The following is a 26057-nucleotide window of genomic DNA, read 5'->3' as shown; positions in this document are numbered from 1 at the left end:
GTCGCCCGGATCGGCGTCACCAACGACGCTGCTGACGCTGCGGTGGGCAGGATCGGCGTCACCAACGACGCGGCCGACGCCGCCGTCGCCAGGATCGGCGTCACCAACGACGCCGCCGACCGGTCCGTGGCCCGGATCGGGGTCACCAACGACGCGGCGGACCAGTCCGTCGCCCGCATCGGCCGGTCGACCGACGCCGCCGAGGAGCTCCTCGCGGCGGTCGGCGGCACGGCCGGCGCCGCCGACGGCACCCTGGCCCGCGCAGAGGCGCTGCTCGCCACGATCGCCCCGCTGCTGGACGCCTACCGCCCGGCGTTGACCACACTCGCTCCGTCGCTGACCCGGTTCGCCGAGGAGCTGCACACCGACGAGGTCACCGCGATCATCACCCTCGTCGACCGGCTCCCCGACCTGGTGGTGCACCTCGACGAGGACGTCCTGCCGGTGCTGCTGACCCTGAGCGACGTCGCACCGGACGTGCACACCCTGGTGGAGACCGTGCAGGACATGCGGCAGGTGGTGAAGGGCTTCCCCGGCTCACGGCTGCTCCGTCGCCGCGGCGCCGAGGAGATCGCCGAGGAAGAAGCCGAGGCGGAGAACTCCTCCTCCTGAACGCACCGACCGGCGCCGCCCCCGAGGGGACGACGCCGGTCGGTGGTCAGGTCGGCTCTCAGGTCTCCGTCGGGTAGCCGAGCGCCCGGACGACGTCCCCGATCCGCTCGTAGACCTGCCCCTCGGGCAGTCGGGACAGCTCGCTGGCCACCACGTCCGGGGCCCGGTGGTCGCGAGCGGCCTCGACCAGATCCGGGCCGGTGCTGGGGAAGTCCGCGCGGTCCAGCCAGCGGGACAGCTCGGCCCGGGCCACGACGGCGTCGGCGTCCATGCCCTCCGGGGTACCGCCGACCAGGGTGCCGGCCGGATCGGAGTCGATGTCGGGCTGGTCCTCGCCGACCGGCTCCACCTCGCGCCACTCCTCGGAGCGCGTGGCCCGCTCGGCCTTCATCATCCCCTGCACCTCGTGCTCGAGCTCCTCGTCCAGGCGCGGGTTGTGCTTGGTGCTCCGGCTCCCAGTGAAGCCGCCGTCGGTCTCGCTCACGATGTCCTCCTCCGTGCGGGCGTCGCCGCGCCGCTCAGTCCTTCTCCAGTGCGCTGGGCTTGTGCACGGCGGTGCCCCCGCTCTTCTCGCTCTTCACCTCGTACTGCGGGTCGTCCGGGCTGGCGCGCACCGTGCGTCCGGCCGCCTCGGTGTCCTCGGTGATCTCCCGCTGCACCGTGCCCTCGGCCGTGCCGCCGTGGCTCTTCCAGCTCACGTGGTCGCCCTTCGAGAACTCCTCCGCCATCCCGGCCTCCCTCTCGCACCGTCGGTCCGGTGTGCCTGCCCGTGGTGGCGGCCGCGCACACATCGGGCGCCGGTGCACGCCGGGCGGCCGTCGGCCACCCGACGGCGGTCACCCGTTCGGGGGGTGTCCAGGGGGATGGTGGTGACGACGGCGAGATCGTCACGTAGCGTGCTCATTCGACGGGGTGCACACAGCGTCTTCCCTGATCAGTGCGATGAACTGGTCACGGTGGGTGAGGCCCTCGTCCACGATCGCCGGCTCGGCTGGTCCCATTCCCCCGGGGCCGGCCGGGTCGGCCCCGTTAGGGTCGGTCCTCGTGCCACCGACCGAGGAACCCGCCCCCACGGCAGCCGCCCCCGGCGCCGGGGCAGCCGATCCCGCCGTCCGCCCGGTCGACGTGCTCACCGTGACCTCCGTGCGTGACGTGACGCCGGCGGTCCGCCGGGTGACCCTCACCGCACCCGCCACCGTGGTCACCGCCTGCGGGCCCACGATGTCACTGCTCGTCCCCCGCGCCGAGGACCCTTCCCCGCGCTGGCCGGAGGTGGCGCGGGACGGTCGCATCGTCTGGCCCCAGGGCAGCCACGGCGTCGCCCTGCGCAGCTACACCGCGCGCCGACAGGACCCCGACGCCGGCGAGGTCGACGTCGACTTCGTCCTGCACGGCGACGGCCCGGCCGCCTCCTGGGCCGCGGCCGCCGCGCCGGGCGCCGTGCTGGGGCTGGCCAGCGCCGCGCCACTGGGCTCCTCGCCCGCCGGCTGGCTGCTGCTGGCCGGCGACGAGACCGCACTCCCGGCGATCAGCCGGATCCTGGCGGCGGCCGCGCCGGACACCCGTGGCGTGGCCCTGCTCGAGGTGGCCGGCCCCCAGGAGGAACAGCCGCTGACCGCGCCGGCCGGCGTCGAGGTGCGCTGGTTGCACCGGGCCGGGGTGGCGCCGGGGGTGAGCACCCTGCTGGTCGACGCGGTGGCCGCCCTGTCCCGCCCGCCGGGTGAGGACCTGTTCGCCTGGGTGGGCGCCGAGTCGGCCGTCGTCCGCGCGGTGCGGGCCGACCTGCGGGGCCGCTGGGGGCTGCGCCGGGGTCAGCACCACGCCATCGGGTACTGGCGCGCCGGCCGCGCGATGTCCCCGGCCGGTTGATCGCCCCGACACCGGTCCCACGACCTGATCCCCAGGCTGCTCACAGGTAGCGTCCAGGCCAGCCGCAGCCACCAGCGGGACCCTGGAGCGATGACGACGTCGCCGCAGGGTCCATCGGGAGGGGACGTGTCCACCATCAGCTCCGGCTCACCGGCGCCCGGCGCCCGGCGGCCCGAGGCCCGGCTCCTCGTCGTCGACGACGAGCCGAACATCCGTGAGCTGCTGTCGGCCAGCCTCCGGTACGCCGGCTTCGAGGTCGCCACCGCCCCGGACGGGCAGCAGGCCCTGTCGATCGCCGACCAGTTCCAGCCGGACCTGCTGGTGCTGGACGTGATGATGCCCGGGCTGGACGGCTTCGGCGTCGTCCGGCGGTTGCGTCAGAACGGGACGAACACCCCGGTGCTCTTCCTGACCGCCCGGGACGCCGCCGAGGACAAGGTGACCGGCCTGACCCTGGGCGGGGACGACTACGTCACCAAGCCGTTCAGCCTCGACGAGGTCCTCGCCCGGATCCGTGCGGTGCTGCGCCGCACCCAGAGCGTGCAGCAGGCCACCGAGGCACCGCGGCTGACCTTCGCCGACATCGAGCTCGACGAGGAGTCGCACGAGGTCCTCAAGGCCGGCAAGCTGGTCAGCCTGTCGCCGACGGAGTTCAAGCTGCTCCGCTACCTGATGACCAACGCCGGCCGGGTGCTGTCGAAGGCGCAGATCCTCGACCACGTGTGGAACTACGACTTCAACGGCGAGGCCAACGTCGTGGAGTCCTACATCTCCTACCTCCGCCGCAAGATCGACACCACCGAGCCGCGACTGCTCCACACGCTGCGTGGCGTGGGCTACTCCCTCCGTCTCCCCCGCGGCTCGTGACCGCGACCGCCCGGAGCAGGGCGGTGGAGACCGCACCGGCCCCGCCACCACCGGGTGCGCCGGTGGAGCACCCGGTCCAGGGCCCCACGCCCCGGGTCCCGCTGCGGGTCACCCTGGTGGCCCTGATGGTCGCCCTGGTCGCGGCCGCGCTGGCCGCCACCGGCTTCGCCGCCACCTCCCTGCTGCGCGAGTACCTCGTCGAGCAGCAGGACCGGCAGTTGCTCGCGACGCTGGACCAGACCGCGGCGCGGCCGATCGACGTCGTCCAGGTCTGCTCCTGGGGGGACATGCGCTTCCCCAGCAGCCAGTACAACGCGTGCCTCGGCCTCGGCGCCGAGGACGACACCCTGACGGTGGCGGCGGGCCCCCGGGACGACGAGGACCTGCCCGACGTCAGCGGCCTGGACCCGGCGTCGGTGGACGGGACCCAGATCTTCACCGCCGCCTCGGAGGACCGGCGGACCAGCTGGCGGATGGGCGCGACCCGGGTGCCGGCCACCCCGTTCAGCGACGAGTTCGTCGTCCTGGTGGGGCTCGACCTGTCCGCCGACGAGGACCTCCTGAGCCGGCTGGTGCGGATCGAGCTCATCGTCGGCCTGCTGGTCCTCTCGGTGCTGGGCGTCGCCGGTTACCTGGTGGTCCGCAACAGCCTGCGGCCCCTGGTCGAGGTGGAGCACACGGCCCAGGCGATCGCCGCCGGCGACCTGTCCCGGCGCGTGCCCGAGGGCGACGACCGGACCGAGGTCGGCCGGTTGTCGCAGGCGCTCAACGGCATGCTGGGCCGGATCGAGAGCTCCTTCCGCGCGCAGCAGGCCTCCGAGGAGCAGGCCGTCGCCTCGGAGGCGCGGATGCGCCGGTTCGTCGCCGACGCCAGCCACGAGCTGCGCACCCCGCTGACGTCCATCCGCGGCTTCGCCGAGCTGCACCGCCAGGGCGCGGTCGACGGCCCGGAGGACACCGGCCGGCTGATGCAGCGGATCGAGTCCGAGGCCACCCGGATGGGCCTGCTCGTCGAGGACCTGTTGCAGCTGGCCCGGTTGGACCAGCAGCGGCCGCTGGCCCTGGCCCCCGTCGACCTGGCCGAGCTGGCCGGGGACGCCGTGCACGACGCCCGGGCCGTCGCCCCCGACCGCCCGGTCAGCCTGCAGCTGGACCCCTCGCTGACCGACGCCCCCGTCGTGCGCGGTGACGAGGCCCGGCTGCGTCAGGTGATCGGGAACCTGGTCGCCAACGCGCTCACCCACACCCCCGCCGGCACCCGGGTGACCCTGCGGGTGGCCGAGGACGAGACGGAGCCCGACGGGCTCGTCCTCGCGGTCAGCGACGAGGGTCCCGGCCTGGCGCCGGCCGACGCCGACCGGGTGTTCGAGCGGTTCTACCGGGCCGACGCCTCCCGCACCAGGGCCGCCGGGGGCACCGGACTCGGGCTGTCGATCGTCGCGGCACTGGTCGAGGCGCACGGCGGCCGGGTCGAGCTGCGCACCGCCCGCGGCGAGGGCGCCACCTTCGCCGTCCACCTGCCCCGCTCCGGTCCGCAGCCGCCCGGCCCCTCCTGACCCGGCCTGCGGGTCGGCTGGTCCAATCCACGGGTGACGATCGAGGGAACCGCGACCGAGGCCGAGCTGCTGGCGGCCGTCACCGACCTGGGCAGTGCCCTGCGTGAGCTGGTCGGTGCCACGGTGACGACGACGGTCCCGGCCGCGGAGCTGCGCTCCGCCGCCGTCGCCGTCCGGGAGGTGACCGCCCGGCTGTCGGCGGCCCGCCGCAGCCGCGACCAGCTGCCTGCGCTGGACGACCCGGCCCAGGCGCGGCGGGTGTTCAACCCGGTCAGCGGGGTCGGCAGTCCGTTGGCCCCACCGCTGGTCATCCGGCGCGAGGACGGCGGTGTCGTCAGCGAGGTGACGCTGGGGCTGGCGTACGAGGGCCCGCCCAGCTACGTGCACGGCGGGGTGAGCGCGCTGCTGATGGACCAGCTGCTCGGATCTGCGGCGATCGCGGCCGGGCTCTGGGGCATGACCGCGCGGCTCGAGCTCGACTACCGCCGTCCGGTCCCCCTGGAGACGGCGCTGGTGCTCCGCGCGGCGGTCGACCGGAACACCGGCCGCACGACCGTCATCACCGGGACCATCGCCCTGGCCACCGCCCCGGACCAGCCGCTCGTCCAGGCCCACGGCGTGTTCGTCACGCCGCGACCGGAGCAGGTCGCCGCCTACTTCTCCACGATCACCGACGCGGCCGGTCGGCCGACCGCGCCCGGCCGGCCCGGGGACGCGACCGCGGTGGCCGACCAGGCCGGCTGAGCGCACCGCCCACCCGGGCCGGGTGGGCCATGACGGACACTGGGGTCCGGGAATCCCCATCACGTCGATGCGGTTGCCCCACTGATCGTGTCGCCGGCCGGCGATGCGTGCCGCCGTCCTCGGGAGCTCGACAGCGTGTCCATCGCCGACCACCGGCTCACCCAGCTGCAGACGCTGGAGGCCGAGTCCATCCACGTGCTCCGCGAGGTGGCCGCCGAGTCCGAGCGGCCGGTGCTGCTGTTCTCCGGCGGCAAGGACTCGATCGTCATGCTCGAGCTCGCCCGCAAGGCGTTCGCACCGGCCCGCATCCCCTTCCCGGTGATGCACATCGACACCGGGCTGAACTTCCCCGAGGTCCTGGAGTTCCGGGACAAGCGGGTCGCGGAGCTCGGCGTGGAGCTGGTGGTCGCCTCGGTCCCCGACGCCATCGCCGCCGGCACGGTGCGCGAGGAGCCCAACGGGTCGCGCAACCGGATCCAGACCCCCGTGCTGCTGGACGCCGTCGAGCAGCACGGCTTCACCGCCCTGTTCGGGGGCGCGCGGCGCGACGAGGACAAGGCGCGGGCCAAGGAGCGGATGTTCTCCTTCCGCGACGAGTTCGGCCAGTGGGACCCGAAGAACCAGCGCCCCGAGCTCTGGGACCTCTACAACGGCCGCACTCACCTCGGTGAGTCGATCCGGGTGTTCCCGCTGTCCAACTGGACGGAGCTGGACATCTGGGGCTACATCGCCCAGGAGGAGATCGCCATCCCGCAGCTGTACCTGGCCCGCGAGCGGGACGTCGTGGACCGGCAGGGGATGCTCTACGCGGTCAACGACTTCATCACGCCCCGGGACGGCGAGCAGGTGCTGCGCGAGAGCGTCCGGTACCGCACCGTCGGCGACGCCAACCTGACCGCGGCCGTCCGCTCCACGGCCATCAACGTCGAGGAGGTCATCGCCGAGATCGCGGTGACCCGGCTGACCGAGCGTGGCGCCACCCGCGGCGACGACAAGGTCAGCGACGCCGCCATGGAGGACCGGAAGAAGGAGGGCTACTTCTGATGGCGCCGACCCTGACGGCGCCGGGCACGCGCGGCCAGCGCGGCCTCCAGCCGCTCGACCTCGGCCTGCTGCCCCTGCAGACGAGCCCTGCGCAGCGAGCGCCGCAGGCGCCGACGGCGGTCGACCAGCACCCGGACGACGACGCCCAGGAGCACCAGCCCGGTCAGCCAGCCGACCACCTCGGGCACGCCCGGGTCCAGCGGCGCACCGAACGCCGAGTCGAGCAGACCGCTGGCCCACTCGGTGAGGGCGTAGCCGACGACGTAGCCGAGCACCACGACCATCAGCGCGGGCACCGCGGCAGCGAAGACGAACACCGTCACCTCTCCGTGGACGTGGCCCCCAGCGTCCGCCACCGCCGCGCCACCCGCCAGCGAGACCTCCGACGAGACAGGGGAGAGGCCGCCCGATGACCTCCGCCGACGCACCCATCGACGTCCACTCCGCCGCTGCCGAGGCGGCCGCGGAGATCGCGCACGCCCGCAAGGACATCCTGCGGATCGCCACCGCCGGCTCGGTCGACGACGGCAAGAGCACGCTGATCGGCCGGCTGCTGTACGACAGCAAGGCCGTGTTCGAGGACCAGTACGCGGCGATCGCGCGCGCCAGCCGGGGTGACTACGTCGACCTGGCGCTGCTCACCGACGGCCTGCGCGCCGAGCGCGAGCAGGGCATCACGATCGACGTCGCCTACCGCTACTTCAGCACCCCGCGGCGCACGTTCATCCTCGCCGACACCCCCGGGCACGTGCAGTACACCCGGAACATGGTCACCGGCGCCTCGACCGCGGACCTGGCGATCGTGCTGGTCGACGCCCGCAAGGGCATGGTGGAGCAGAGCCGCCGGCACGCCTTCCTCGCCTCCCTGCTGCGGGTGCCGCACCTGGTGGTCGCGGTGAACAAGATGGACCTGGTCGACTGGTCGGAGGAGGTCTTCGAGGGCATCCGCGACGAGTTCACCGCGTTCGCCACCAAGCTGGAGGTCCCCGACCTCACCGTGATCCCGATCTCGGCGCTGCAGGGCGACAACGTGGTGACCAGGTCGGCGAAGACACCCTGGTACGAGGGCACCTCGCTGCTGCACCACCTCGAGCACGTGCACGTGGCCAGCGACCGGAACCTGGTCGACACCCGGTTCCCGGTCCAGTACGTGGTCCGGCCGCAGTCCGACGCCTTCCACGACTACCGGGGCTACGCCGGCCGGGTCGGCGCCGGCGTGCTGCGCCCCGGTGACGAGGTGCAGGTCCTGCCCAGCGGGCTGACCTCGACGATCTCCGCGATCGACGGGCCCGACGGACCGGTGGAGGCGGCGTTCCCCCCGATGTCGGTGACCGTGCGGCTGGCCGACGACCTGGACGTCTCCCGCGGCGACATGATCTGCCGCCCGCACAACGCCCCGCAGGTCACGCAGGACCTGGACGCGCTGGTCTGCTGGATGGCCGACACCCCGCTCACCCCGCGGATGCGGCTGGCCGTCAAGCACACCACCCGCACGGTGCGCGCGATGGTCAAGGAGCTGCAGTACCGGCTGGACGTGAACACCCTGCACCGGGAGACCGACGCCACCGAGCTGGGGCTCAACGACATCGGCCGGGTGCGGCTGCGCACCACCCAGCCGCTGTTCGTCGACGACTACCACCGCAACCGGGTCACCGGTCGGTTCATCCTGATCGACGAGGCGACCAACGCCACCGTCGGCGCTGGGATGCTCACCCCCGCCGGGTGAACCAGCCGGCCCCGCGGGCCGTTCGCTCGCGGGGCGCGGCGCTGCTGCTGGTCACCGCGATCGTCGTCGTCGCACTGAGCCAGCGGCCCGCCATCGTGGCGGTGGCCCCGCTGCTCGGCGAGCTCCGGGCCGACACCGGCCTGAGCAGCGCGCTGGCCGGTCTGCTGACCGCGCTCCCGGTGCTCTGCTTCGGCGCGTTCGCCCCGCTGGCCCCACGGCTGGCCCGCCGGGTCGGGCTGGAGACGGCGGTGGCCGCCTCGCTCGCGCTGCTGGCCGTCGGCATCGGCCTGCGGCTGCTGTCCCCGGTCGCGCTCCTCTACGCCGGCAGCCTGGTGGCCGGCGCGGCGATCGCGATCGCGAACGTGCTGCTGCCGGCCTACGTCAAACGGGAGTTCGCCCGCCCGGGCGCCGTGATGGGCGCCTACACCGCCTCGCTCAACATCGGGGCGGCTGCCGCCGCGGGGCTCACCGTGCCACTGGGCGTGGCGCTGGGCGTGGAGTGGCGGGTGGCGCTCGCCTCCTGGCTGGTGCTGGCCGTCGCCGGCCTGGCGCTCTGGCTGCCGGTGGCCGGGGGCCGTGGCACCCCACCGAGGACGGCGGAGGCCGGCGCCGGGGCGTGGTCGTTGCTGCGGCAGCCGCTGGCCCGGCAGGTGACCGCCTACCTCGGCCTGCAGAGCGTGCAGTTCTACTCCTTCGCCGCCTGGCTGCCCACCCTGCTCGCCGACGCCGGCGTCCCGGTGCGGGAGGGCGGGCTGCTGCTGGCCGCCTCCAACGTGGCCGGTGCGGTCGGGGCGCTGCTCGTGCCGGCCGCGGCCGGACGGATGGCCCACCAGCGGCCGCTCGTGGCCGGCGTGCTGGCCGCGTACGCCGTCGGGCTGGGCGGGCTGCTGCTCGCCCCGGCCAGCGGCACGCTGGTCTGGGTGGCAGTCTTCGGTGTGGCCCAGGGCGGCGGGTTCGCCCTGGCGCTGACCCTCATCGTGCTGCGCAGCCCGACCCCGCTGGTGGCCGCTCGGCTGGGGGGCGTCGCCCAGTGCCTGGGCTACCTGGTCGCCTCCACCGGCCCGGTGGTGCTGGGTGCCCTGCACGACGTCACGTCGGGGTGGACCTGGCCCCTGCTGCTGCTCCTCGCGCTCCTGGCGCCGATGCTCCGGGCCGGCTGGGGAGCCGCGCGCGACGCCGTCCTGGACCCCGGGGAGGCGAGGACGGCGTCGCAGCTGGGCTAGGGGTGCCTGGCTAGGCCGACGGGTCGGTCGCCGCGTCCGGCTGCGGGGCGTCCGCGGCCTCGCCGTTCCAGTCCTTGCCGGCCGTGTCGGCGTTCTCGGAGGCGCTGTCGGTCTGCCCGGCGACGGTCTCCACCATCTCCTCGTCGGACAGACCCTGCCCGGCGGGCTCGGTGTGGCTGGTGGGCTCACTCATGCGACGACTCCTTCGTCTGACGATCGCGGTCCCCTCGACCGTCCCCGTGACGCGGGGACGGCAAACCAGCGGCGGTCAGACCTCGATGGGCTCCCCCGCGCCGCCAGGCGAGAGCTCGAACCACACGCGCTTGCCATCGGGGTGCTCCTCGGCTCCCCAGCGGTCCGCGATGGCGGCGACCAGCCGCATCCCGCGCCCCCGTTCCTCGGTGAGCGACAACGCCCGGACCACCGGCATCACCGCCGAGCCGTCCACGACGCCGATCCGCAGCCAGGCGCCGGCCAGGCCGAGCTCCAGGGTCAGCACGTCCCCACCGGCGTGGTCGACGACGTTCGCGACCAGCTCGGTCACGAGCAGCTCGGCGTCCTCCCGGTCCTGCGGGGCGTGCCAGGTGTGCAGCACGTCGCGGACCAGCCGGCGGGCGAGCGGGACGCTGCTCGCCCGGGACGGCAGGTCGATGCTCGCGGTGAAGGAGGACATGTCGTCTCGTCTCGGCCGGAACGATCTTCGATTGTGTACAACTGACTGCCGCATGACTCTCTCACCGAGCGCCTGCCTGTGCAACACCCGTTGCGTGTCATGGCGGTTGCGTGTCATGGCCCTTGCATGCAAGGGCCGTTCACTCCGGTAGCGTGCAACCGAATCGCTGGCCTGGACGGTCGGCGGCCGACGCGCGGGGTGGAGTTCACGGCGTGACGAAGACCGGCGGACCACCCGAGGACGACGCCACCCGCGCCCTGCGCACCCTGCTCCACGAGCTGGAGACGTGCACCGCCGAGCTGGAGCAGGCCAGGACCCGGGCCGAGGCACTGCTCGCCGCCCGCGCCTCCGGCCGCGCTTGGCTCGAGGTCGTCAGCCATGAGGAGCGCCCGCTCATCGTGGAGCGGATCAGCACCGTCCTCGGCACGCTGTCCACCGCCGGGCACTCCTGGCGCCGCGAGCAGGCCGCCGCCCTCCAGGCCGAGGACGTGAGCATCAACCGGATCGCCGCGCTGTTCGGCGTGACGAGGCAGCGGATCTCCGCCCTGCTCCGGGAGACCACCGACCCGGCCTGAGGGCAGCCGGGTCCCTCCTTCAGGCGCTGATCGCGTCGATCGCCTTGTAGACCCGCTGCTCGGAGATCGGCCGCGGGGTGCCGACGGTCTGGGCGAACAGGCCCACCCGCAGCTCCTCGATCATCCAGCGCACCCGGGTGACCGGGTCGTCCGGCGCCCCGGTCGGCGGCGCGGCGGCACGCAGCTGCGCGTACTCCGCCGAGACCGCGGCGACCTGCGCCGTCCACAGCTGGTCGCGGGCGGCGTTGGCCGGCAGCTTCTCCAGCCGGTGGGCCATCGCGGTCAGGTACCGCACGAGGTCCGGCAGCCGGCGCCGCCCGGCGTCGGCGACGAAGCCGCGGTGCAGCAGCCCGCCCATCTGGGCGCGCAGGTCGGCGATCGCCGCCTCCGGCACCCGGCGTCCGGGCGCGGCACCGATGGCGATCGCCACCTCGCGAGCCTGGGTCAGCACCGCCTCCACCCGGCGGACGGCGTCGGAGGTCAGCGGCAGCAGCTGCTCCCGCGCCGAGGCGACCAGCGCGGTGAACGCCTCCTCGGTGCGCGGCGGACCGCCGCCCGCGGCGATGAGCTCGTCGGCCGCCGCGTCCACGCAGTCGGCCACCAGGTCGGGGATCTCGCCGTCCGGGTTGAACTGCAGCGCCAGCCGGCTGCGCGGACCCAGCCCCTTGACCACCTGCTTGACCGGTGCCCCGGCGACCAGCACCAGCAGCCGCCGCGCGCCGCGCCAGCCCAGCCGGGTCGCCTCCGCCTGGGTGGCCACCACCCGGACGCCGACCGTCGCGCCCTCGTCGACCAGCGCGGGGTATGCGGTGACCACGTGGCCGCCGCGCTGCACCTCCACGGTCGCCGGCAGGTCCCCGAAGGTCCAGCCGGTCTGGCCGGTGCGCTCGTAGGTGGAGGCCGCCCGCGCCAGGCTGGCCCGGGCGTGCGGTGCCACCTCGGCGCGCAGCGCGGTCAGGTCCTTGCCCTGGGCCAGCGGACGCTGCTGGTCATCGAGCACCCGGAAGGTCGCCCGCAGGTGGGCGGGCACCTCGGCCGGCTGCCAGGCGTCGGGCGGGATGACCACCGAGGTCGCCCGGCGCAGCTCGCGCTCCAGCGCCGGCAGCAGCGGCTCGGTCAGGTCGACGTGCGGCAGCACCTCGCGCACCCGGTCGGGGATCGGAACCAGGCCGCGGCGCAGCTGCTTGGGCAGCGAGCGCAGCAGCTCGGTGACCAGCTCGGCTCGCTGTCCGGGCACGGTGAACGCCAGCGACTCCCCCGAGGTCCGGGCGAGGGTGTCCAGCACACCCAGCGGGACGTCGACGGTGACGCCGTCCTCGGCCGCTCCCGGGGCGAACGCGTAGGACAGCGGCAGGGTCAGCCCCTGGGTCAGCCGCACCTCGTCCGGGTAGTCCTCGGCCTGCACCTGCCCGGCGGCCGCGGCGTTGGTGAGCATCTCCGGGGTGAAGGTCAGGAGGTCCGGCCGGGTCCGGCGGGCCTCCTTCCACCAGCGGTCGAAGTGCCGGGTGGAGACCACGTCGGCCGGGACGCAGGCGTCGTAGAGCTCGAACACCGTCTCGTCGTCCACCCGGATGTCCCGGCGGCGAGCCCGCTCCTCCAGCTCGGCAACCCGCTCGATCGCGGCCTGGTTCTCCGCCCAGAACCGGTGGTGCGTCGTCCACTCGCCCTGCACCAGGGCGTGCCGGATGAACAGCTCGCGGGACACCACCGGGTCGATCGAGCCGTACTGCACCCGCCGGCCCACCACCAGCGGCAGGCCGTAGAGGGTGACCCGCTCGGTGGCGACGGCCGAGCCGCGCTTGGCGTCCCAGCGCGGCTCGTTGTACTGGCGGTTCACCAGGTGGTCGGCCAGCCGCTCGACCACCTCGGGGTCGATCCGGGCGACGGTGCGGGCGAAGAGCCTGCTCGTCTCGACCAGCTCGGCGGCGACCACCCAGCGCGGCGGCTTCTTGGCCAGCGGGGTGCCCGGGGCGATCACGAAGCGGGTGTTGCGGGTGCCCAGGTACTCCCGGCCGGGCCGGCCGGGCTTGCCGCTGCGGTCCTTGACCGGCTCGGCCTGCATGCCGACCTGGGAGAGCAGCCCGGCCAGCAGCGATGCGGTGACGCCGCGCTCGTCGGGGGCCGGGGCCAGCGAGCCGGTGGTCATGCCCAGCCGGCGGGCGGTGCTGCGCAGCTGGCCGTGCAGGTCCTGCCACTCGCGGATGCGGAGGTAGTGCAGGAACTCCTTCTTCACCGTGCGCCGGAACTGGTTGCCCGACAGCTCCTCGGCCCGCTCCGCCAGGTACTGCCAGAGGTTGAGCAGGGCGAGGAAGTCGGAGTTCTCGTCGGCGAAACGCTTGTGCAGCTCGTCGGCGGCCTGCTGGTGCTCCGCCGGGCGCTCCCGCACGTCCTGCACGGTGAGCCCGGCGGCGATGACCAGCACCTCCTCCAGCACCCCGCGCCGGTCGGCCTCCACGACCATCCGGGCGATCCGGGGGTCCAGCGGCAGCGCGGCCAGCGCCCGCCCGGTCTCGGTGAGCTTCCCGTGCTCGTCGAGGGCGGCGAGCTCCTCCAGCAGCGCGAGGCCGTCGGCGACCGCGCGGCGGTCCGGCGGGTCGATGAACGGGAAGTCGGCGACGTCGCCCAGGTCGAGCGAGGCCATCTGCAGCAGCACCGAGGCGAGGTTGGTGCGCAGGATCTCCGGGTCGGTGTACTCCGGCCGGGCGTCGTAGTCGGCTTGCGTGTACAGCCGGATGGCGATGCCCTCGCTGGTGCGCCCGCACCGGCCGGAGCGCTGCCGGGCCGAGGCCTGGCTGACCGGCTCGATCGGCAGCCGCTGCACCTTGGTGCGATGGCTGTACCGGGAGATCCGTGCGGTGCCCGGGTCGACGACGTACTTGATGCCGGGCACCGTCAGTGACGTCTCGGCGACGTTGGTGGCGAGCACGATCCGGCGGCCGGTGTGCGCCTGGAAGACCTTGTGCTGGTCGGCGGCCGACAACCGGGAGTAGAGCGGCAGGACGTCGATGGGCGTGCCGTTGCGCTCCGTCGTCCCGGCCAGCGCCTCGGCGGTGTCCCGGATCTCGCGCTCCCCGGCCAGGAACACCAGGACGTCGCCCGGCCCCTCGGCGACCAGCTCGGCGCAGGCGTCGACGATCGCCGAGACCTGGTCCCGGTCGGGGTCGGCGTCGTCGTCGTCGGGGTCGATGACCGGGCGGTAGCGGACCTCGACCGGGTAGGTCCGCCCGCTGACCTCGACGACCGGCACCTCGTTGCCCTCGTACGAGAAGTGCTTGGCGATCCGGTCGACGTCGATGGTCGCGGAGGTGATGACCAGCTTCAGGTCCGGACGGCGGGGCAGCAGCCGGGCCAGGTAGCCCAGCAGGAAGTCGATGTTGAGGCTCCGCTCGTGGGCCTCGTCGATGATGATCGTGTCGTACTGGCGCAGCATCCGGTCGCGCTGCACCTCGGCCAGCAGGACGCCGTCGGTCATCAGCTTGACCAGCGTGCGGTCGCCGACCTCGTCGGTGAACCGGACCTTCCAGCCGACGACGTCGCCCAGCGGGGAGCCGATCTCCTCGGCGATCCGCTCGGCCACCGTGCGGGCGGCCAGCCGGCGCGGCTGGGTGTGCCCGATCCGGCCGCGCACCCCGCGGCCCAGCTCGAGCAGGATCTTCGGCAGCTGGGTCGTCTTCCCCGAGCCCGTCTCCCCCGCCACCACGACCACCTGGGAGTCGCGCAGCGCGGCCGCGATGTCCTCGCGGCGCTGGCTGACCGGCAGCTCCTCCGGATAGCCGACCACCGGGACCGCGGCGCGGCGGCGCGCGATCCGCTCCTCGGCGGCGGCGACGTCCGTGGCGATCTGCTCCTGCTGGCGGGCGCGGGCCGCCGGGTCCTTGGTGCGCCGGGTGCCGTCGAGCCGTCGGCGGAGCCGGTGCTCGTCGGCGAGGGTGAGTGCGGACAGCCGGGACCGGAGGTCGTCGTGCGGGGTGGTCACGGGGTGCTCGCAGTTCCTTCCGAGGTGGACGGCTCCCAGGGTCTCACTTCTGCGGCCGCAGCTGCAGGCAGCACATCCAGTGCAGAGCACAACTGGTTGCGTGTACTGCGCAACGGCTTGTACCGTGCAACTGTTCCTCCGGCGCACCGTCGCGCTGCGCAGACCCGCCGCGACCCCCGGAGCACCGATGACCGACCTCGCCCGCCACCCGGACCAGGGGGTGGCCCTGGGCGACGAGCTCGCCCGCCTGATGCGGGTGATGCACGCGCTCAAGTCCCTGGCCACCGACGAGTCCGGCCCCGACGCCCGGGAGCGGGCGGCGCACGTGCTGCTGTTCCCGCTGACCCGGCTGGGCCCGGTCCGCCAGGGCGCGCTCGCCGAGGTCGTGCACGTCGACCCCTCGACGGTCAGCCGGCACGTCACGCTGCTCGTCGACCAGGGTCTGGTCCGCCGGGTGGCCGACGAGCGGGACGGCCGGGCCAGCCGGCTCATCGTGACCCCGGCCGGCGAGGCCGCCATGGAGCGGCTGCGCGAGGAGCGCAACGCCCACCTGGCCAGGGCCACCGCCGGGTGGACCCCCGCCGAGCTGGACTCCTTCACCGCGGCGCTGCAGCGGTTCGTGCAGGACCTCACCGACCACCTCCCGACCCCGGGCGCCCCCGCTGGCAGCGCCGGGGACGACAGCGAGAAGAAGGACCGATGACCCAGACCAGCGACCGCGCGACGGGCGCCGAACGCCGGAACGCCCGGGCCGCCGCGGCGGCACCCGACGAGTCCGGTGCGTTCACCCACCGCCAGATCATGACGATCCTGGGCGGCCTCCTGCTCGGCATGTTCCTCGCCGCGCTGGACCAGACCGTGGTGTCCACGGCGATCCGCACGATCGCCGACGACCTGAACGGCTACGACCTGCAGGCGTGGGCGACCACGGCCTTCCTGATCACCTCGACGATCACCACGCCGCTCTACGGCAAGTTGAGCGACATGTACGGCCGCCGGCCGTTCTACCTGTTCGCGATCGCCGTCTTCGTCCTCGGCTCGATGCTGTGCGGCCTGGCCGACACGATGTACCAACTGGCCGTCTACCGGGCGATCCAGGGCATCGGGGCCGGTGGCCTGATGTCGCTGGCGCTGGCGATCATCGCCGACATCGTGCCGCCGCGGGAGCGCTCGAAGTACCAGGGCTACTTCATGGCCGTGTTCGGCACCTCCAGCGTCCTGGGCCCGGTCATCGGCGGGTTCCTCGCCGGCCAGTCCACGATCCTGGGCATCACCGGCTGGCGGTGGATCTTCTACGTCAACGTGCCGCTGGGCATCCTGGCGTTCGCCGTCGTCTTCAAGGTGCTGCACCTGCCGCACACCAAGCGCGAGCACCGGATCGACTTCCCCGGCGCACTGGCGCTGATCACCTTCCTGGTGCCGCTGCTGATCGTCGCCGAGCAGGGGCGCACGTGGGGCTGGGCCAGCACCGGCGCACTGGTCTGCTACGCCCTGTCCGCGCTCGGCTTCGCGCTCTTCGTGCTCGCCGAGCGGGTCTACAAGGACGACGCGCTGCTGCCGCTGCGGATGTTCGCCAACCGCACCTTCGCGGTGACCAGCCTGAGCAGCATCGTGCTGGGCGCGGGCATGTTCGGCGGCATCCTGCTGCTGCCCCAGTACCTGCAGATCGTGCAGGGCTCCAGCCCGACCGAGGCCGGGCTGCAGATGATCCCGCTGGTCCTGGGGATCATGGCCGGCTCGATCATCGCCGGTCAGGTCATCGCCCGGACGGGCAAGTACAAGGCGTTCCCGCTGGTCGGCGTGGTCTTCATCGTCACCGCACTGGTGTCCCTGTCCTTCATCGTCGGCGCGGACACCCCGGTGCCGCTGATGTTCCCCTTCATGACGCTGATGGGGCTGGGCCTGGGCTTCAACTTCCAGCCGGTCATCCTGGCGGTGCAGAACGCGGTGAGCCCGCGGGAGATCGGCGTCGCCACCTCGTCGGTGACGTTCTTCCGCCAGATGGGCGGCACCCTGGGGACGGCGGTCTTCCTCTCCGTGCTGTTCACCCGGCTGCCCACCGACATCGGCAGCGCGGTCTCCGAGGCCGCTGCGGCCGACCCGGCGCTGGCCCCGCAGCTGCAGGCGGCGGCGGGCAACGCGGCCGACCTGTCCGACACCTCCTTCATCCAGGAGCTGCCGAGCGCCGTGGCCCTGCCGTTCAAGACCGGGTTCGCCGACTCGATCGACATGGTGTTCCTGATCGCCGCCGGCGTGGTCGCGCTGGGCTTCTTCGTGCTGCTCTTCCTGCCCCAGCTGGCGCTGCGGACGCAGTCCGGCATCCAGGCCCAGCAGGCCGGCGCCCGGGACGTCACCGACGACCCGAACACAGCGGCGGCGCACGCGGCCGGTGTCGCGGCGCCGACGTCGGTGGAGCCGCCGGTCGACGACGCCGACCGCACCGACCGTCGGTTGCACGAGGACACAGCGGCTGCGCCTGCCGACGGCGCACCGGCAGGCCGGCACGAGGCGACCGGGGACCAGCCGACCGGGCTGGACAGCGTCCCGGCCGACCACCTGCCCGACGGGGTCCGCGGACAGCGCTGACCCCGGTGGCGCGGAGCGGCCCGGTGACCCGGGCCGCTCCGCGGTCAGTGGGTGAGCTTCAGCCCGACGACACACCCGACGATGCCGGCCAGCAGCAGCACCCGGACGACGGAGAACTGCTCCTCACCCGACCACATCGCCCAGCCCGCGGTCAGCGCCGCGCCGATGCCGACCCAGACGGCGTAGGCCGTGCCGATGGGCAGGCCGCGCATCGCGTAGGCCAGCCCGGCCATGCTCCCGGCGAGGCCGACCGCGAAGACGGCCGTCGGACCCAGGCGGGTGAAGCCCTCCGACCGGCCGAGCGCGGTCGCCCAGACGGCCTCGAGCACGCCGGACAGAACGAGGACGAGCCAGTACACCGGGCCTCCAGGTACACCGTCTTGTCGCTGTCCGGGTACGGCGTGCTCGTCCGGGGGCCCGGCGCCGGGCCCGCCCCCAGCCTCGCACGGCCGGGGGCGGGCTCCTCAGCTGCCGGGGGTGAAGACGGCCCGCACGCAGCCGTCCTCCTTCTCCTTGAACATCTGGTAGCCGCGGGGCGCCTCGCTCAGCGGCAGCACGTGGGTGGCCAGGTGCTCGGTGGTGAGCTCTCCCCGCTCCATCCGCTCGAGCAGCTCGGGGATGTAGCGCTGAGCGTGCACCTGTGCCCCGCGGAAGGTGAGGCCCTTGTTCATCAGCGCACCCAGCGGGAACTTGTCCACCATCGCGGCGAAGACCCCGAGGGTGAACAGGCTGCCGCCCTTGCGGCAGGCCATGACCGCCTCCCGGAGCGCGGTGGGCCGGTCGGTCTGCAGCCGCAGCTGCTGCTTGACCTGGTCGTAGACGCCTGCACTGCCGGAGCTGTGCGCCTCCATGCCGACCGCCTCGATGCAGACGTCGGGCCCACGGCCACCGGTCCGCTCGCGCAGTTCGGCGAGGACGTCGGTGCGGGAGTAGTCGATGGCCTCGGCACCCACGTGCTCCCGCACCTGCTGGAGCCGCTCGGGGATGCGGTCGACGACGAAGACCTGCTCGGCACCCAGGAGCATCGCCGCCCGCGCCGCCATCTGGCCCACGCCGCCGGCGCCCCAGACGGCCACGACGTCGCCGGGCTTCGTGCCGGCCAGGTCCGCGCCCATCCAGCCGGTCGAGGCCGCATCGGAGGCGAACAGCGCCCGGGTGTCGGAGACGCCCTCGGGGACGACGAAGGTGCCGACGTCGCCGTAGGGCACCCGGATGTACTCCGCGTGGCTGCCGGCGTAGCCGCCCATGGCGTGGGAGTAGCCGAGGCAACCGCCGGGGCTCTGGCCCCACAGCCCCTCGGTGATGCCGGGGGCGGCGTTGCCGTTGTCGCAGAGGGAGTACTGCTCCTGCTTGCAGTACCAGCAGTTCCCGCAGGCCGCGAACGGCGCACCGACGACGCGGTCGCCGACCTTGCGGTTCCGCACGGCGGGCCCGGCCTCGACGATCTCGCCGATGAACTCGTGGCCGAGCACGTCGCCGGCCCGCATGAAGGGGATGTAGCCGCCGAGCAGGTGCAGGTCCGACCCGCAGGTGACCGACTGCTTCACCTTGAGGATCACGTCGTGGTCGTTGAGCAGCTGCGGCTCGGGCACCTCCTCGACGGAGACCTCGTTGACGCCGGTCCAGGTCGCGGCCTTCACAGCACGCCCTCCTTCGCTGCTCGCTCGTCCATGCCGTCGAGGGCCTTGCCCTGCGGGGTCTGCGCGCGGTGGCCGTGCGGCTGCGGCTCGTTCCGGAGCACCTCGCCGGTCTCGATCCGCTGCTTGGCCTCCCGCAGCGCCGAGCGGAGCTCACCCAGCTCCTCCTCGGTGACCGGCGAGCGGAAGCGGGCGGCGAGTTCGGCGCCACGATCACCCGGGGCCGGGGTCACCCGGACCTCGAGCCGGTCGCCGAACCGCGCCAACGGTGCCGGCGTCTCCGTCCGCAGCTGCTCGGGGTCGGTGAGCACCGTGACGGCTCGCCAGCGCCGGGCGGCGGTGTCCGGGTCGTCGGTGACCGACGCCTGACCGACGCCGGGGAGCCGGAGGTGCTGGAGCTGCTGGAGCGCACCGCTGCCGGCCTCGGTGGCCAGCCCGGCTGCACGAGCCAGGATCTTCGGTAGGGGCATGCCGCGCCCCCTACCCGGGCCGACCGGGCGACCAACCTCGGACAGTGCGACACGCTGCACGCCGACCGCCCGACGCTGGTCACCGAGCACCTCCGGTGACCACCGCCGTGCGCTTAACCTGACAGGGGGTCGGTCGTCCGCCCCGCCGACACCGCCGTCGTCAAGGAGCTCCCGTGCGCTCGTCGCTCGTCCTGTCCCCCCGCGACCTCGAGTTCCTGCTGCACGAGTGGCTGCAGGTCGAGACCCTCACCAAGCGGGAGCCGTACGCCGAGCACTCGCGGGAGACGTTCGACGCCGTCCTCGAGCTGGCCGAGCAGATCGCCACCGAGCAGTTCGCCCCGCACAACCGCAAGGCCGACGAGAACGAGCCGCACGTCGTCGACGGCAAGGTCGTGCTGATCCCCGAGGTGGCGGCCGCGCTCCGGGTGTTCGCCGAGGCGGGGATGAACGCCGCCGCGCTGCCCGAGGAGCTCGGTGGGCTGCAGCTGCCGGCGGTGGTGAACCAGGCGGTGCACGTGTGGTTCCAGGCCGCCAACATCGGCACCTCGGCCTACCCGTTCCTGACGATGGCCAACGCGAACCTGCTGGTCGCCCACGCGACCCCGGAGCAGGTGCAGACCTACGTGCCGCCGATGGCCGAGGGGCGCTGGTTCGGCACGATGGCGCTGTCGGAGCCGCAGGCCGGGTCGTCGCTGGCCGACATCACCACCCGCGCCGTCCCCCAGGACGACGGCAGCTACCGGCTGACCGGCAACAAGATGTGGATCTCGGCCGGCGACCACGAGCTGACCGAGAACATCGTCCACCTCGTGCTGGCCAAGGTGCCCGGGGGCCCGGCGGGGGTGAAGGGCATCTCGCTGTTCATCGTGCCGAAGTTCCTGGTCGAGGAGGACGGGTCGCTCGGCGAGCGGAACGACGTCGTGCTGGCCGGCCTGAACCACAAGATGGGCTACCGCGGGACGACGAACACCCTGCTCAACTTCGGCGAGGGCGTGCACACCCCCAGCGGGCAGCCGGGCGCCGTCGGCTTCCTGGTCGGCGAGCAGCACCGCGGCCTGACCTACATGTTCCACATGATGAACGAGGCGCGGATCGGCGTCGGGATGGGCGCCACGGGGCTGGGCTACACCGGGTACCTGCACGCCGTCGACTACGCCCGCGACCGCACCCAGGGCCGGCCGCTGACCGGTAAGGACCCCGCGACGCCGCCGGTGCCGATCATCGAGCACCCGGACGTGCGGCGGATGCTGCTGGCCGGCAAGTCCTACGTCGAGGGCGGGCTGGCGCTGGGCCTGTACTGCGCGCGACTGGTCGACGAGGAGCGCACCGCCGAGGAGCAGGCAGACCGGCAGCGGGCGCACCTGCTGCTGGAGATGCTGACCCCGATCGCCAAGAGCTGGCCCTCGCAGTGGTGCCTGGCCGCCGACGACCTGGCCATCCAGGTCCACGGGGGCTACGGCTACACCCGCGACTACCCGGTCGAGCAGTTCTACCGGGACAACCGGCTCAACCCCATCCACGAGGGCACCCACGGCGTCCAGGCGCTGGACCTGCTCGGTCGCAAGGTCGTCATGTCCGGCGGGGCCGGCCTGGCGCTGCTCGGCGAGACGATCGCGGCGACCACCGCGCGGGCTGCCGGCACGCAGTGGGCCGACCTGGGCGAGCAGCTCGACGGCCTGGTCCAGCAGCTCGGGGCGGTCACCGCGACGCTGTGGGGGCAGGGCGACCCGCAGGTGGCACTGGCCAACGCCAGCGTCTACCTCGAGGCGGCCGGCCACGTCGTCGTCGGCTGGCTGTGGCTGGAGCAGGCCCTGGCGACCGAGGGCCGGGAGGGTGACTTCTACGCCGGGAAGCGCCAGGCAGCGCGGTACTTCCAGCGCTGGGAGCTGCCGAAGGTCGGCCCGCAGCTGGCACTGCTGGCCTCGCTGGACACCACGGTTCTGGAGATGCGCGGCGACTGGTTCTGAACGCGACGACGGCGGCCCTCCGGGAGGAGGACCGCCGTCGTGGGGCAGTGAGGACCGCCGTCGTGGGGCAGTGCAGCGGCGCCGGGGAGGTCAGGAGACGGCGTTCGCGGGGAGCGACGAGCGGTTGTCGGCCGCCACGTGCCGTGCGCGCGAACCCGATGCTGCGCGCTTCTCCGCCTCATACCGCGCGGTGGACTGCGTGCCCATCGCGATGACCAGGGCCGTCAGGACCAGGAACCCGATCAGGGTCAGCGCCGGCCAGAACACCATCTGTCGCTCTCCATGCTTCTCTCCGAGGCTCGCCGGGACGCGCCCGGCGACTTCCGTCCGGCGTCCACTGCCCGGTCCGGCGCGCGACGAACCGCAGGTCACCCGAAATTCACCCAAACGAGTTGTGACGCTCCTCGCACCCGTCCTGGGCGGGCGACCAGGCACGTCGGGGTCGCCCCGACCCTCACACCACCCGGGACCGCCCGGTGTCGGATTCTCTCCCGCCGGAGGAGTGCCAGGGGCCGGGGCGGGGCACCCACCGCTCGACAATGACGGCGCCACATCCCCGGAGGCCACGAATGGCCGGAGCCAGTGCGCGCGACCCCCACGAGGGGGCGCGCAGTGACACTGCGCAGGACAGCCGTGAGCGAGACATCGCTCCCGGCGACGACAACATCACGCACGAGCGGGCGGACTTCGCGCCCACCGGCGCGGACACCGACACGAGCGCCGGCGGGACGCTGAAGCGCACGGCCAAGGAGTTCAGCGAGGACGGGCTGACCGACTGGGCGGCCACGCTGACCTACTACGGCGTGCTGGCGCTCTTCCCGGCACTCACCGCCCTGGCGTCGATCGTCGGCCTGCTGACCAACCCGCAGCAGCTCACCGATGCGCTCACCGAGGTCGTGCCCGAGCAGGCGGCCGACACGCTGAACCCGGTCATCGACCAGATCGCCGGCAGCCCCACCGCAGCCGGCTTCGGCCTGGTCCTCGGTCTGCTGGGCGCCATCTGGACGGCCTCGGGCTACGTCGGTGCCTTCACCCGGGCGGCCAACGTGGTCTACGAGACCCGCGAGGGCCGCAAGATCTGGAAGCTCAAGCCGCTGCAGCTGCTGGTCACGCTGATCGGCATCCTGTTCGCCGCGCTGATCCTGGCCATGCTGGTGCTCAGCGGTCCGGTCGTCGACGCCATCGGTCAGGCCCTCGGCCTGGGCAGCACCGTGCTGACCATCTGGACGTGGGTGAAGTGGCCGGTCATCCTGGTGGTGCTGGCGCTGATGATCGCCGTCCTCTACTACGCCACCCCGAACGCCGAGCTCCGCGGCTTCAAGTTCATCAGCCCCGGTGCCGGCGTGGCCATCCTGGTGGCGGTCGTCGCCTCCGCGCTGTTCGCCTTCTACGTGGCGAACTTCGGCAGCTACAACGCCACCTACGGGGCGCTGGCCGGCGTGGTGATCTTCCTGATCTGGTTCTGGCTGATCAACCTCGCCCTGCTGTTCGGCATCGAGTTCGACGCCGAGATGGAGCGGAGCAAGGAGCTGAAGGCCGGCGTGCCGCGCGCGGAGAAGGAGATCCAGCTGGACGCCCGGGACGAGCCGAAGCGTCAGCAGACCACCTGATCGACCCCTGCACACACGCGACGGCCCCCGGTCCAGCTGGACCGGGGGCCGTCGCGTGTCAGGCCGTCGTGCGTCCTCAGTCGGTCGGCCGGCGCATCGACCACATCTGGGCGGGGCGCTCGAACTGGGTGGCGATCTCCCAGCTGACCCCGGGCGGCCCGGTCTCCTTGCGGAAGTTGCCGACCGCCAGCCGGGCCAGCGCCGGGTCCCGGGCCACCCGGGCGGCCAGCTCCCGGGCGCGGCCCTCGACGGCGTCGTCGTCGTGGGCCTCCCAGGCCAGGCCCAGCCGGACAGCGGCCTCGCCGTCGACCTCCTCACCGAAGAGCGCCATCGCCGCGGCGGCCTCCCGCCCGATCAGCCGGGAGAGCAGCACGAAGTGCCCGCCGCCGGGGTGGATGCCGCGCTTGAGGAAGCCGCAGATCAGCCGGGCGTCACGGGCGACGATCCGCAGGTCGGCGGCGAGCAGCATGTTCATCCCGGCGCCGACCGCCGAGCCGCGGACGGCGGCGATCGTCGGCACCCGGACCTGACCGAGCCGGTAGAAGGAGTCGTAGATGGCGCCCATGCCGGCGTAGGCCTCGGGTGCCGCCGGGTCGCGACCGGCGTCGGTCAGGGTCTGCACGTCGCCACCGGCGCAGAACGACTTCCCGACCGCCTGCACGACGAGCGCGCCCACGTCCTCGCGGGCGTCGACCTCGTCGAAGGTGGCGATCAGCTCGGCCGCCATCGCGGGGGTGAGTGCGTTGCGCCGCTGGGGCGCGTTGAGCGTGACGACGGCGACGCCGTCGGACACTTCGAGCTGGACCTCGCCTGAGCTCTGGCCTGGACTGCCGGACATGCGACTCCCTCGCGTCGTCGGCCGGCGACGGTGCCGACCGTGTCCCTGCGATCAGACCACGCGGCCGGGGACGCCGTTCGGTGGTGGCACCACGGCGGACGCGGACGTGAGGGAGAGTGGGTGCCATGGCGAACCTGATCGGTCGGGCCCGGCGGACGGCGCAGGACCCGGTGGGCGAGAAGCTGGCCGGGCCGCTGCACGCGGTCGACGCGGCCGTCGGGCGCCCTGCGCTGGAGTCGTACGAGGACGTGCCGGCGCTGTGCGGCACCTACGTGCAGGTGGTGCCGGTGGAGGACGTGCCCGATGACACCGGGCTCTGCCCGGCCTGCCAGTACGGCGGCTGACCGGCAACACCGATTGCGCCGTTCCCGTCGGGTGTCGTCCCCGTCGAGCAGACTGCCGCGGTGACCACGGGCAGGCCGACGCCGGAGGACGGCGTCCCTGACCGGGTGCTCCTGGTCCGCGCGGCACCCGGTCGGGTCGAGGCGCGCGAGCTCTCCGGCGGCGCCGCCGGCCCGCCGGTGCGGCTGCCGGAGGAGGAGCTGCCCGGGTTCGTGCGGCAGCGCGAGCGCACCCGCTGGGTCTGGGACGACACCACGCGCTGGTACCCGGCGCTGCTGGCGGCCGGGGTGCGGGTGGAGCGCTGCAGCGACCTGCGGCTGAGCCGGGCGCTGCTGCGCCACTCCCCCTTCGTCGACCAGACGACCCTCGCCGGGGACGACGCCGCGGCCTGGGACGCGCTCGCCCCGGTCGCCGCCGAGGAGCACGCCCTCTTCGCCCTCGACGACCTGGCCGAGCGGCTGGACCCGGCGGCCGAGCACAGCCGGCAGCAGGCGGCCCTCGCCGCGGCGCCCGAACGCGGGCGGCTGGCCCTGCTGCTGGCCGCGGAGTCCTCCGGCGCCCTGGTGGCCGCGGAGATGACGCACGCCGGGCTCCCCTGGCGCGCCGACGTCCACGACCGGCTGCTGACCGAGCTGATGGGCCCGCGCCCGCCACGGGGGCAGCGGCCGGCGCAGCTCGACGCGCTGGTCCCGGAGATCCGCGCCGCCCTGGGGGCGCCGCAGCTGAACCCGGACTCCCCCGTCGAGCTGCTGCGGGCCCTGCAGAACGCCGGGCTGCCGGTGAGCGACACCCGGTCCTGGACGCTGGAGCAGCTGGACCACCCCGGCGTCCCGCCGTTGCTGGAGTACAAGAAGCTGTCCCGGCTGCTCGCGGCGAACGGCTGGGCCTGGCTGGACAGCTGGGTGCGCGACGGCCGGTTCCGCCCCACGTACCTGCCCGGCGGGGTGGTGACCGGCCGGTGGGCGTCCTCCGGCGGCGGGGCGCTGTCGGTGCCGACCCAGATCCGCCCGGCGGCCGTCGCCGACGCCGGGTGGCAGTTCGTCGTCGCCGACGTCGCCCAGCTGGAGCCACGGGTGCTGGCCGGGATGAGCGGCGACACCGCCATGGCCGAGGCCGCGCGGGCGGCGGACCTGTACCAGGCGATGGTCGACAGTGGCGCCGTGCCGAGCCGCAGCGACGCCAAGCTCGGCATGCTCGGCGCGATGTACGGCGGCACCCGGGGCGAGAGCGGTCGGATGCTCCCCCGGCTGGCGCGCCGCTACCCGCAGGCCATCGGGCTGGTCGAGGAGGCCGCCCGGGCCGGCGAGCGGGGCGAGGTGGTGCACACCCTGCTCGGCCGCGGGTCCCCGCCGCCGACCGGCGCGTGGGCCGAGCGCTCCCTCGAGCCCGCGGACGACGGGGTGCCACCCGAGGAGCTCGCCCGCGACCGCCGCGCCTGGGGCCGGTTCACCCGCAACTTCGTCGTCCAGGGCACCGGTGCCGAGTGGGCGCTGTGCTGGCTGGCCGACCTGCGCAACCGGCTCTGGCGGCTCGGTGGCGCCGGCGAGCTCACCGACCGCCCGCACCTGGTCTTCTTCCTGCACGACGAGGTCGTGGTGCACACCCCCGCCCACCTCGCCGGAGAGGTGACGGCGGCGGTGCACCAGGCCGCGGCGCAGGCCGGCCGGCTGCTGTTCGGCGGCTTCCCGGTCGACTTCCCGCTCGACGTCTCCGTCGTCGACTCCTGGGCGGACGCGCACTGA

The 26057-nt window shown here is 73.7% G+C and carries 25 protein-coding genes, 1 pseudogene and 1 riboswitch; of the genes and pseudogenes, 15 read left to right on the top strand and 11 right to left on the bottom strand.

What is annotated here, in order from left to right; all coding sequences use genetic code 11:
• A pseudogene (locus O2W16_RS11825) lies at nucleotides 1-612 on the top strand (hypothetical protein); the annotation flags it as partial.
• 58 nt (nucleotides 613-670) lie between these two features.
• Here O2W16_RS11825 and O2W16_RS11820 read toward each other — a convergent pair.
• Entirely contained in the window at nucleotides 671-1096 is a 426-nt protein-coding gene (locus tag O2W16_RS11820) for a DUF2795 domain-containing protein (RefSeq protein WP_269159025.1), read from the bottom strand.
• A gap of 34 nt (nucleotides 1097-1130) precedes the next feature.
• Entirely contained in the window at nucleotides 1131-1340 is a 210-nt protein-coding gene (locus O2W16_RS11815) for a DUF2945 domain-containing protein (protein ID WP_269159024.1), read from the bottom strand.
• A 316-nt stretch (nucleotides 1341-1656) separates the two neighbouring features.
• Between O2W16_RS11815 and O2W16_RS11810 the strand changes: the two genes are divergently transcribed.
• From O2W16_RS11810 to cysD, 5 genes are all read left to right on the top strand, one after another.
• Nucleotides 1657-2481: a siderophore-interacting protein gene (locus O2W16_RS11810; RefSeq protein WP_269159023.1), complete on the top strand. Its 825-nt coding sequence runs from the start codon at nucleotides 1657-1659 to the stop codon at nucleotides 2479-2481.
• Nucleotides 2482-2607: 126 nt separating this feature from the next.
• Entirely contained in the window at nucleotides 2608-3348 is a 741-nt protein-coding gene (locus O2W16_RS11805; RefSeq protein WP_269159022.1) for a response regulator transcription factor, read from the top strand.
• Between the two features lie 23 nt (nucleotides 3349-3371).
• Nucleotides 3372-4904 carry a sensor histidine kinase gene (locus tag O2W16_RS11800; RefSeq protein WP_269159021.1) on the top strand — a complete coding sequence of 511 codons (1533 nt, stop codon included), beginning with the start codon at nucleotides 3372-3374 and terminating at the stop codon, nucleotides 4902-4904.
• A 33-nt stretch (nucleotides 4905-4937) separates the two neighbouring features.
• Nucleotides 4938-5648: a PaaI family thioesterase gene (locus O2W16_RS11795; RefSeq protein WP_269159020.1), complete on the top strand. Its 711-nt coding sequence runs from the start codon at nucleotides 4938-4940 to the stop codon at nucleotides 5646-5648.
• A gap of 135 nt (nucleotides 5649-5783) precedes the next feature.
• On the top strand, nucleotides 5784-6692 hold the full coding sequence (cysD, locus tag O2W16_RS11790; RefSeq protein WP_269159019.1) for a sulfate adenylyltransferase subunit CysD: 909 nt from the start codon (nucleotides 5784-5786) through the stop codon (nucleotides 6690-6692).
• Here the strand turns inward: cysD and O2W16_RS11785 are convergent.
• Nucleotides 6683-7009, bottom strand: coding sequence for a hypothetical protein (locus tag O2W16_RS11785; protein ID WP_269159018.1), 327 nt, complete (start codon nucleotides 7007-7009; stop codon nucleotides 6683-6685). The two genes, cysD and O2W16_RS11785, sit on opposite strands and share 10 nt — an antisense overlap.
• Before the next feature lie 92 nt (nucleotides 7010-7101).
• Between O2W16_RS11785 and O2W16_RS11780 the strand changes: the two genes are divergently transcribed.
• Both O2W16_RS11780 and O2W16_RS11775 read left to right on the top strand, forming a co-directional pair.
• Nucleotides 7102-8418: a sulfate adenylyltransferase subunit 1 gene (locus O2W16_RS11780; RefSeq protein ID WP_269159017.1), complete on the top strand. Its 1317-nt coding sequence runs from the start codon at nucleotides 7102-7104 to the stop codon at nucleotides 8416-8418.
• Nucleotides 8415-9641 (top strand): CynX/NimT family MFS transporter, encoded by a 1227-nt coding sequence (locus O2W16_RS11775; RefSeq protein ID WP_269159016.1) that lies wholly within the window; start codon nucleotides 8415-8417, stop codon nucleotides 9639-9641. Before O2W16_RS11780 ends, O2W16_RS11775 begins: the two co-directional genes overlap by 4 nt.
• A 10-nt stretch (nucleotides 9642-9651) precedes the next feature.
• Here the strand turns inward: O2W16_RS11775 and O2W16_RS11770 are convergent, their stop codons facing one another.
• Together O2W16_RS11770 and O2W16_RS11765 are read right to left on the bottom strand one after the other, a co-directional pair.
• Entirely contained in the window at nucleotides 9652-9834 is a 183-nt protein-coding gene (locus O2W16_RS11770; protein ID WP_269159015.1) for a hypothetical protein, read from the bottom strand.
• A gap of 75 nt (nucleotides 9835-9909) precedes the next feature.
• Nucleotides 9910-10314 (bottom strand): ATP-binding protein, encoded by a 405-nt coding sequence (locus O2W16_RS11765; protein WP_269159014.1) that lies wholly within the window; start codon nucleotides 10312-10314, stop codon nucleotides 9910-9912.
• A gap of 212 nt (nucleotides 10315-10526) precedes the next feature.
• On the opposite strand from O2W16_RS11765, the gene O2W16_RS11760 reads away from it, so the two are divergent.
• Complete coding sequence (locus tag O2W16_RS11760) at nucleotides 10527-10889, top strand: hypothetical protein (RefSeq protein ID WP_269159013.1); 363 nt, start codon at nucleotides 10527-10529, stop codon at nucleotides 10887-10889.
• 19 nt (nucleotides 10890-10908) lie between these two features.
• On the opposite strand, the gene hrpA is transcribed toward O2W16_RS11760, so the two are convergent.
• Nucleotides 10909-14865 (bottom strand): ATP-dependent RNA helicase HrpA, encoded by a 3957-nt coding sequence (gene hrpA, locus O2W16_RS11755; protein ID WP_269159012.1) that lies wholly within the window; start codon nucleotides 14863-14865, stop codon nucleotides 10909-10911.
• Between the two features lie 187 nt (nucleotides 14866-15052).
• On the opposite strand from hrpA, the gene O2W16_RS11750 reads away from it, so the two are divergent.
• Together O2W16_RS11750 and O2W16_RS11745 are read left to right on the top strand one after the other, a co-directional pair.
• Nucleotides 15053-15568 carry a MarR family winged helix-turn-helix transcriptional regulator gene (locus O2W16_RS11750; protein ID WP_269159011.1) on the top strand — a complete coding sequence of 172 codons (516 nt, stop codon included), beginning with the start codon at nucleotides 15053-15055 and terminating at the stop codon, nucleotides 15566-15568.
• Entirely contained in the window at nucleotides 15565-17451 is a 1887-nt protein-coding gene (locus O2W16_RS11745; protein WP_269159010.1) for an MDR family MFS transporter, read from the top strand. Before O2W16_RS11750 ends, O2W16_RS11745 begins: the two co-directional genes overlap by 4 nt.
• Before the next feature lie 44 nt (nucleotides 17452-17495).
• Here the strand turns inward: O2W16_RS11745 and O2W16_RS11740 are convergent, their stop codons facing one another.
• The 3 genes from O2W16_RS11740 to O2W16_RS11730 all read right to left on the bottom strand — a co-directional run bounded on the left by O2W16_RS11740 (nucleotide 17496) and on the right by O2W16_RS11730 (nucleotide 19558).
• Entirely contained in the window at nucleotides 17496-17810 is a 315-nt protein-coding gene (locus tag O2W16_RS11740; protein WP_269159009.1) for a DMT family transporter, read from the bottom strand.
• A gap of 10 nt (nucleotides 17811-17820) precedes the next feature.
• Nucleotides 17821-17885: riboswitch (guanidine-III (ykkC-III) riboswitch) on the bottom strand.
• 30 nt (nucleotides 17886-17915) lie between these two features.
• Nucleotides 17916-19091 (bottom strand): zinc-dependent alcohol dehydrogenase, encoded by a 1176-nt coding sequence (locus tag O2W16_RS11735; RefSeq protein ID WP_269159008.1) that lies wholly within the window; start codon nucleotides 19089-19091, stop codon nucleotides 17916-17918.
• Nucleotides 19088-19558 (bottom strand): hypothetical protein, encoded by a 471-nt coding sequence (locus O2W16_RS11730; RefSeq protein ID WP_269159007.1) that lies wholly within the window; start codon nucleotides 19556-19558, stop codon nucleotides 19088-19090. The genes O2W16_RS11735 and O2W16_RS11730 overlap by 4 nt, the downstream gene beginning before the upstream one ends.
• Nucleotides 19559-19731: 173 nt before the next feature.
• Here O2W16_RS11730 and O2W16_RS11725 point away from each other — a divergent pair, with 173 nt between their 5' ends.
• Complete coding sequence (locus O2W16_RS11725) at nucleotides 19732-21525, top strand: acyl-CoA dehydrogenase (RefSeq protein ID WP_269159006.1); 1794 nt, start codon at nucleotides 19732-19734, stop codon at nucleotides 21523-21525.
• 90 nt (nucleotides 21526-21615) lie between these two features.
• Here O2W16_RS11725 and O2W16_RS11720 read toward each other — a convergent pair whose 3' ends face one another.
• The gene (locus O2W16_RS11720) at nucleotides 21616-21795 is read right to left on the bottom strand and encodes a hypothetical protein (RefSeq protein ID WP_269159005.1); all 180 of its coding nucleotides are present in this window, start codon (nucleotides 21793-21795) and stop codon (nucleotides 21616-21618) included.
• Between the two features lie 299 nt (nucleotides 21796-22094).
• Here O2W16_RS11720 and O2W16_RS11715 point away from each other — a divergent pair, with 299 nt between their 5' ends.
• Nucleotides 22095-23135 carry a YihY/virulence factor BrkB family protein gene (locus tag O2W16_RS11715; RefSeq protein ID WP_269159004.1) on the top strand — a complete coding sequence of 347 codons (1041 nt, stop codon included), beginning with the start codon at nucleotides 22095-22097 and terminating at the stop codon, nucleotides 23133-23135.
• Nucleotides 23136-23211: 76 nt separating this feature from the next.
• Here O2W16_RS11715 and O2W16_RS11710 read toward each other — a convergent pair whose 3' ends face one another.
• The gene (locus O2W16_RS11710) at nucleotides 23212-23973 is read right to left on the bottom strand and encodes an enoyl-CoA hydratase/isomerase family protein (RefSeq protein ID WP_269159003.1); all 762 of its coding nucleotides are present in this window, start codon (nucleotides 23971-23973) and stop codon (nucleotides 23212-23214) included.
• Between the two features lie 125 nt (nucleotides 23974-24098).
• On the opposite strand from O2W16_RS11710, the gene O2W16_RS11705 reads away from it, so the two are divergent.
• Nucleotides 24099-24317, top strand: coding sequence for a hypothetical protein (locus tag O2W16_RS11705; protein ID WP_269159002.1), 219 nt, complete (start codon nucleotides 24099-24101; stop codon nucleotides 24315-24317).
• A gap of 60 nt (nucleotides 24318-24377) precedes the next feature.
• On the top strand, nucleotides 24378-26057 hold the full coding sequence (locus tag O2W16_RS11700) for a bifunctional 3'-5' exonuclease/DNA polymerase (protein ID WP_269159001.1): 1680 nt from the start codon (nucleotides 24378-24380) through the stop codon (nucleotides 26055-26057).

Source organism: Modestobacter sp. VKM Ac-2984 (genome assembly GCF_026967985.1).
GTDB lineage: Bacteria > Actinomycetota > Actinomycetes > Mycobacteriales > Geodermatophilaceae > Modestobacter.
Note: the sequence above shows the minus strand (reverse complement) of the source record. Positions and strands in the feature narration are given on the sequence as shown.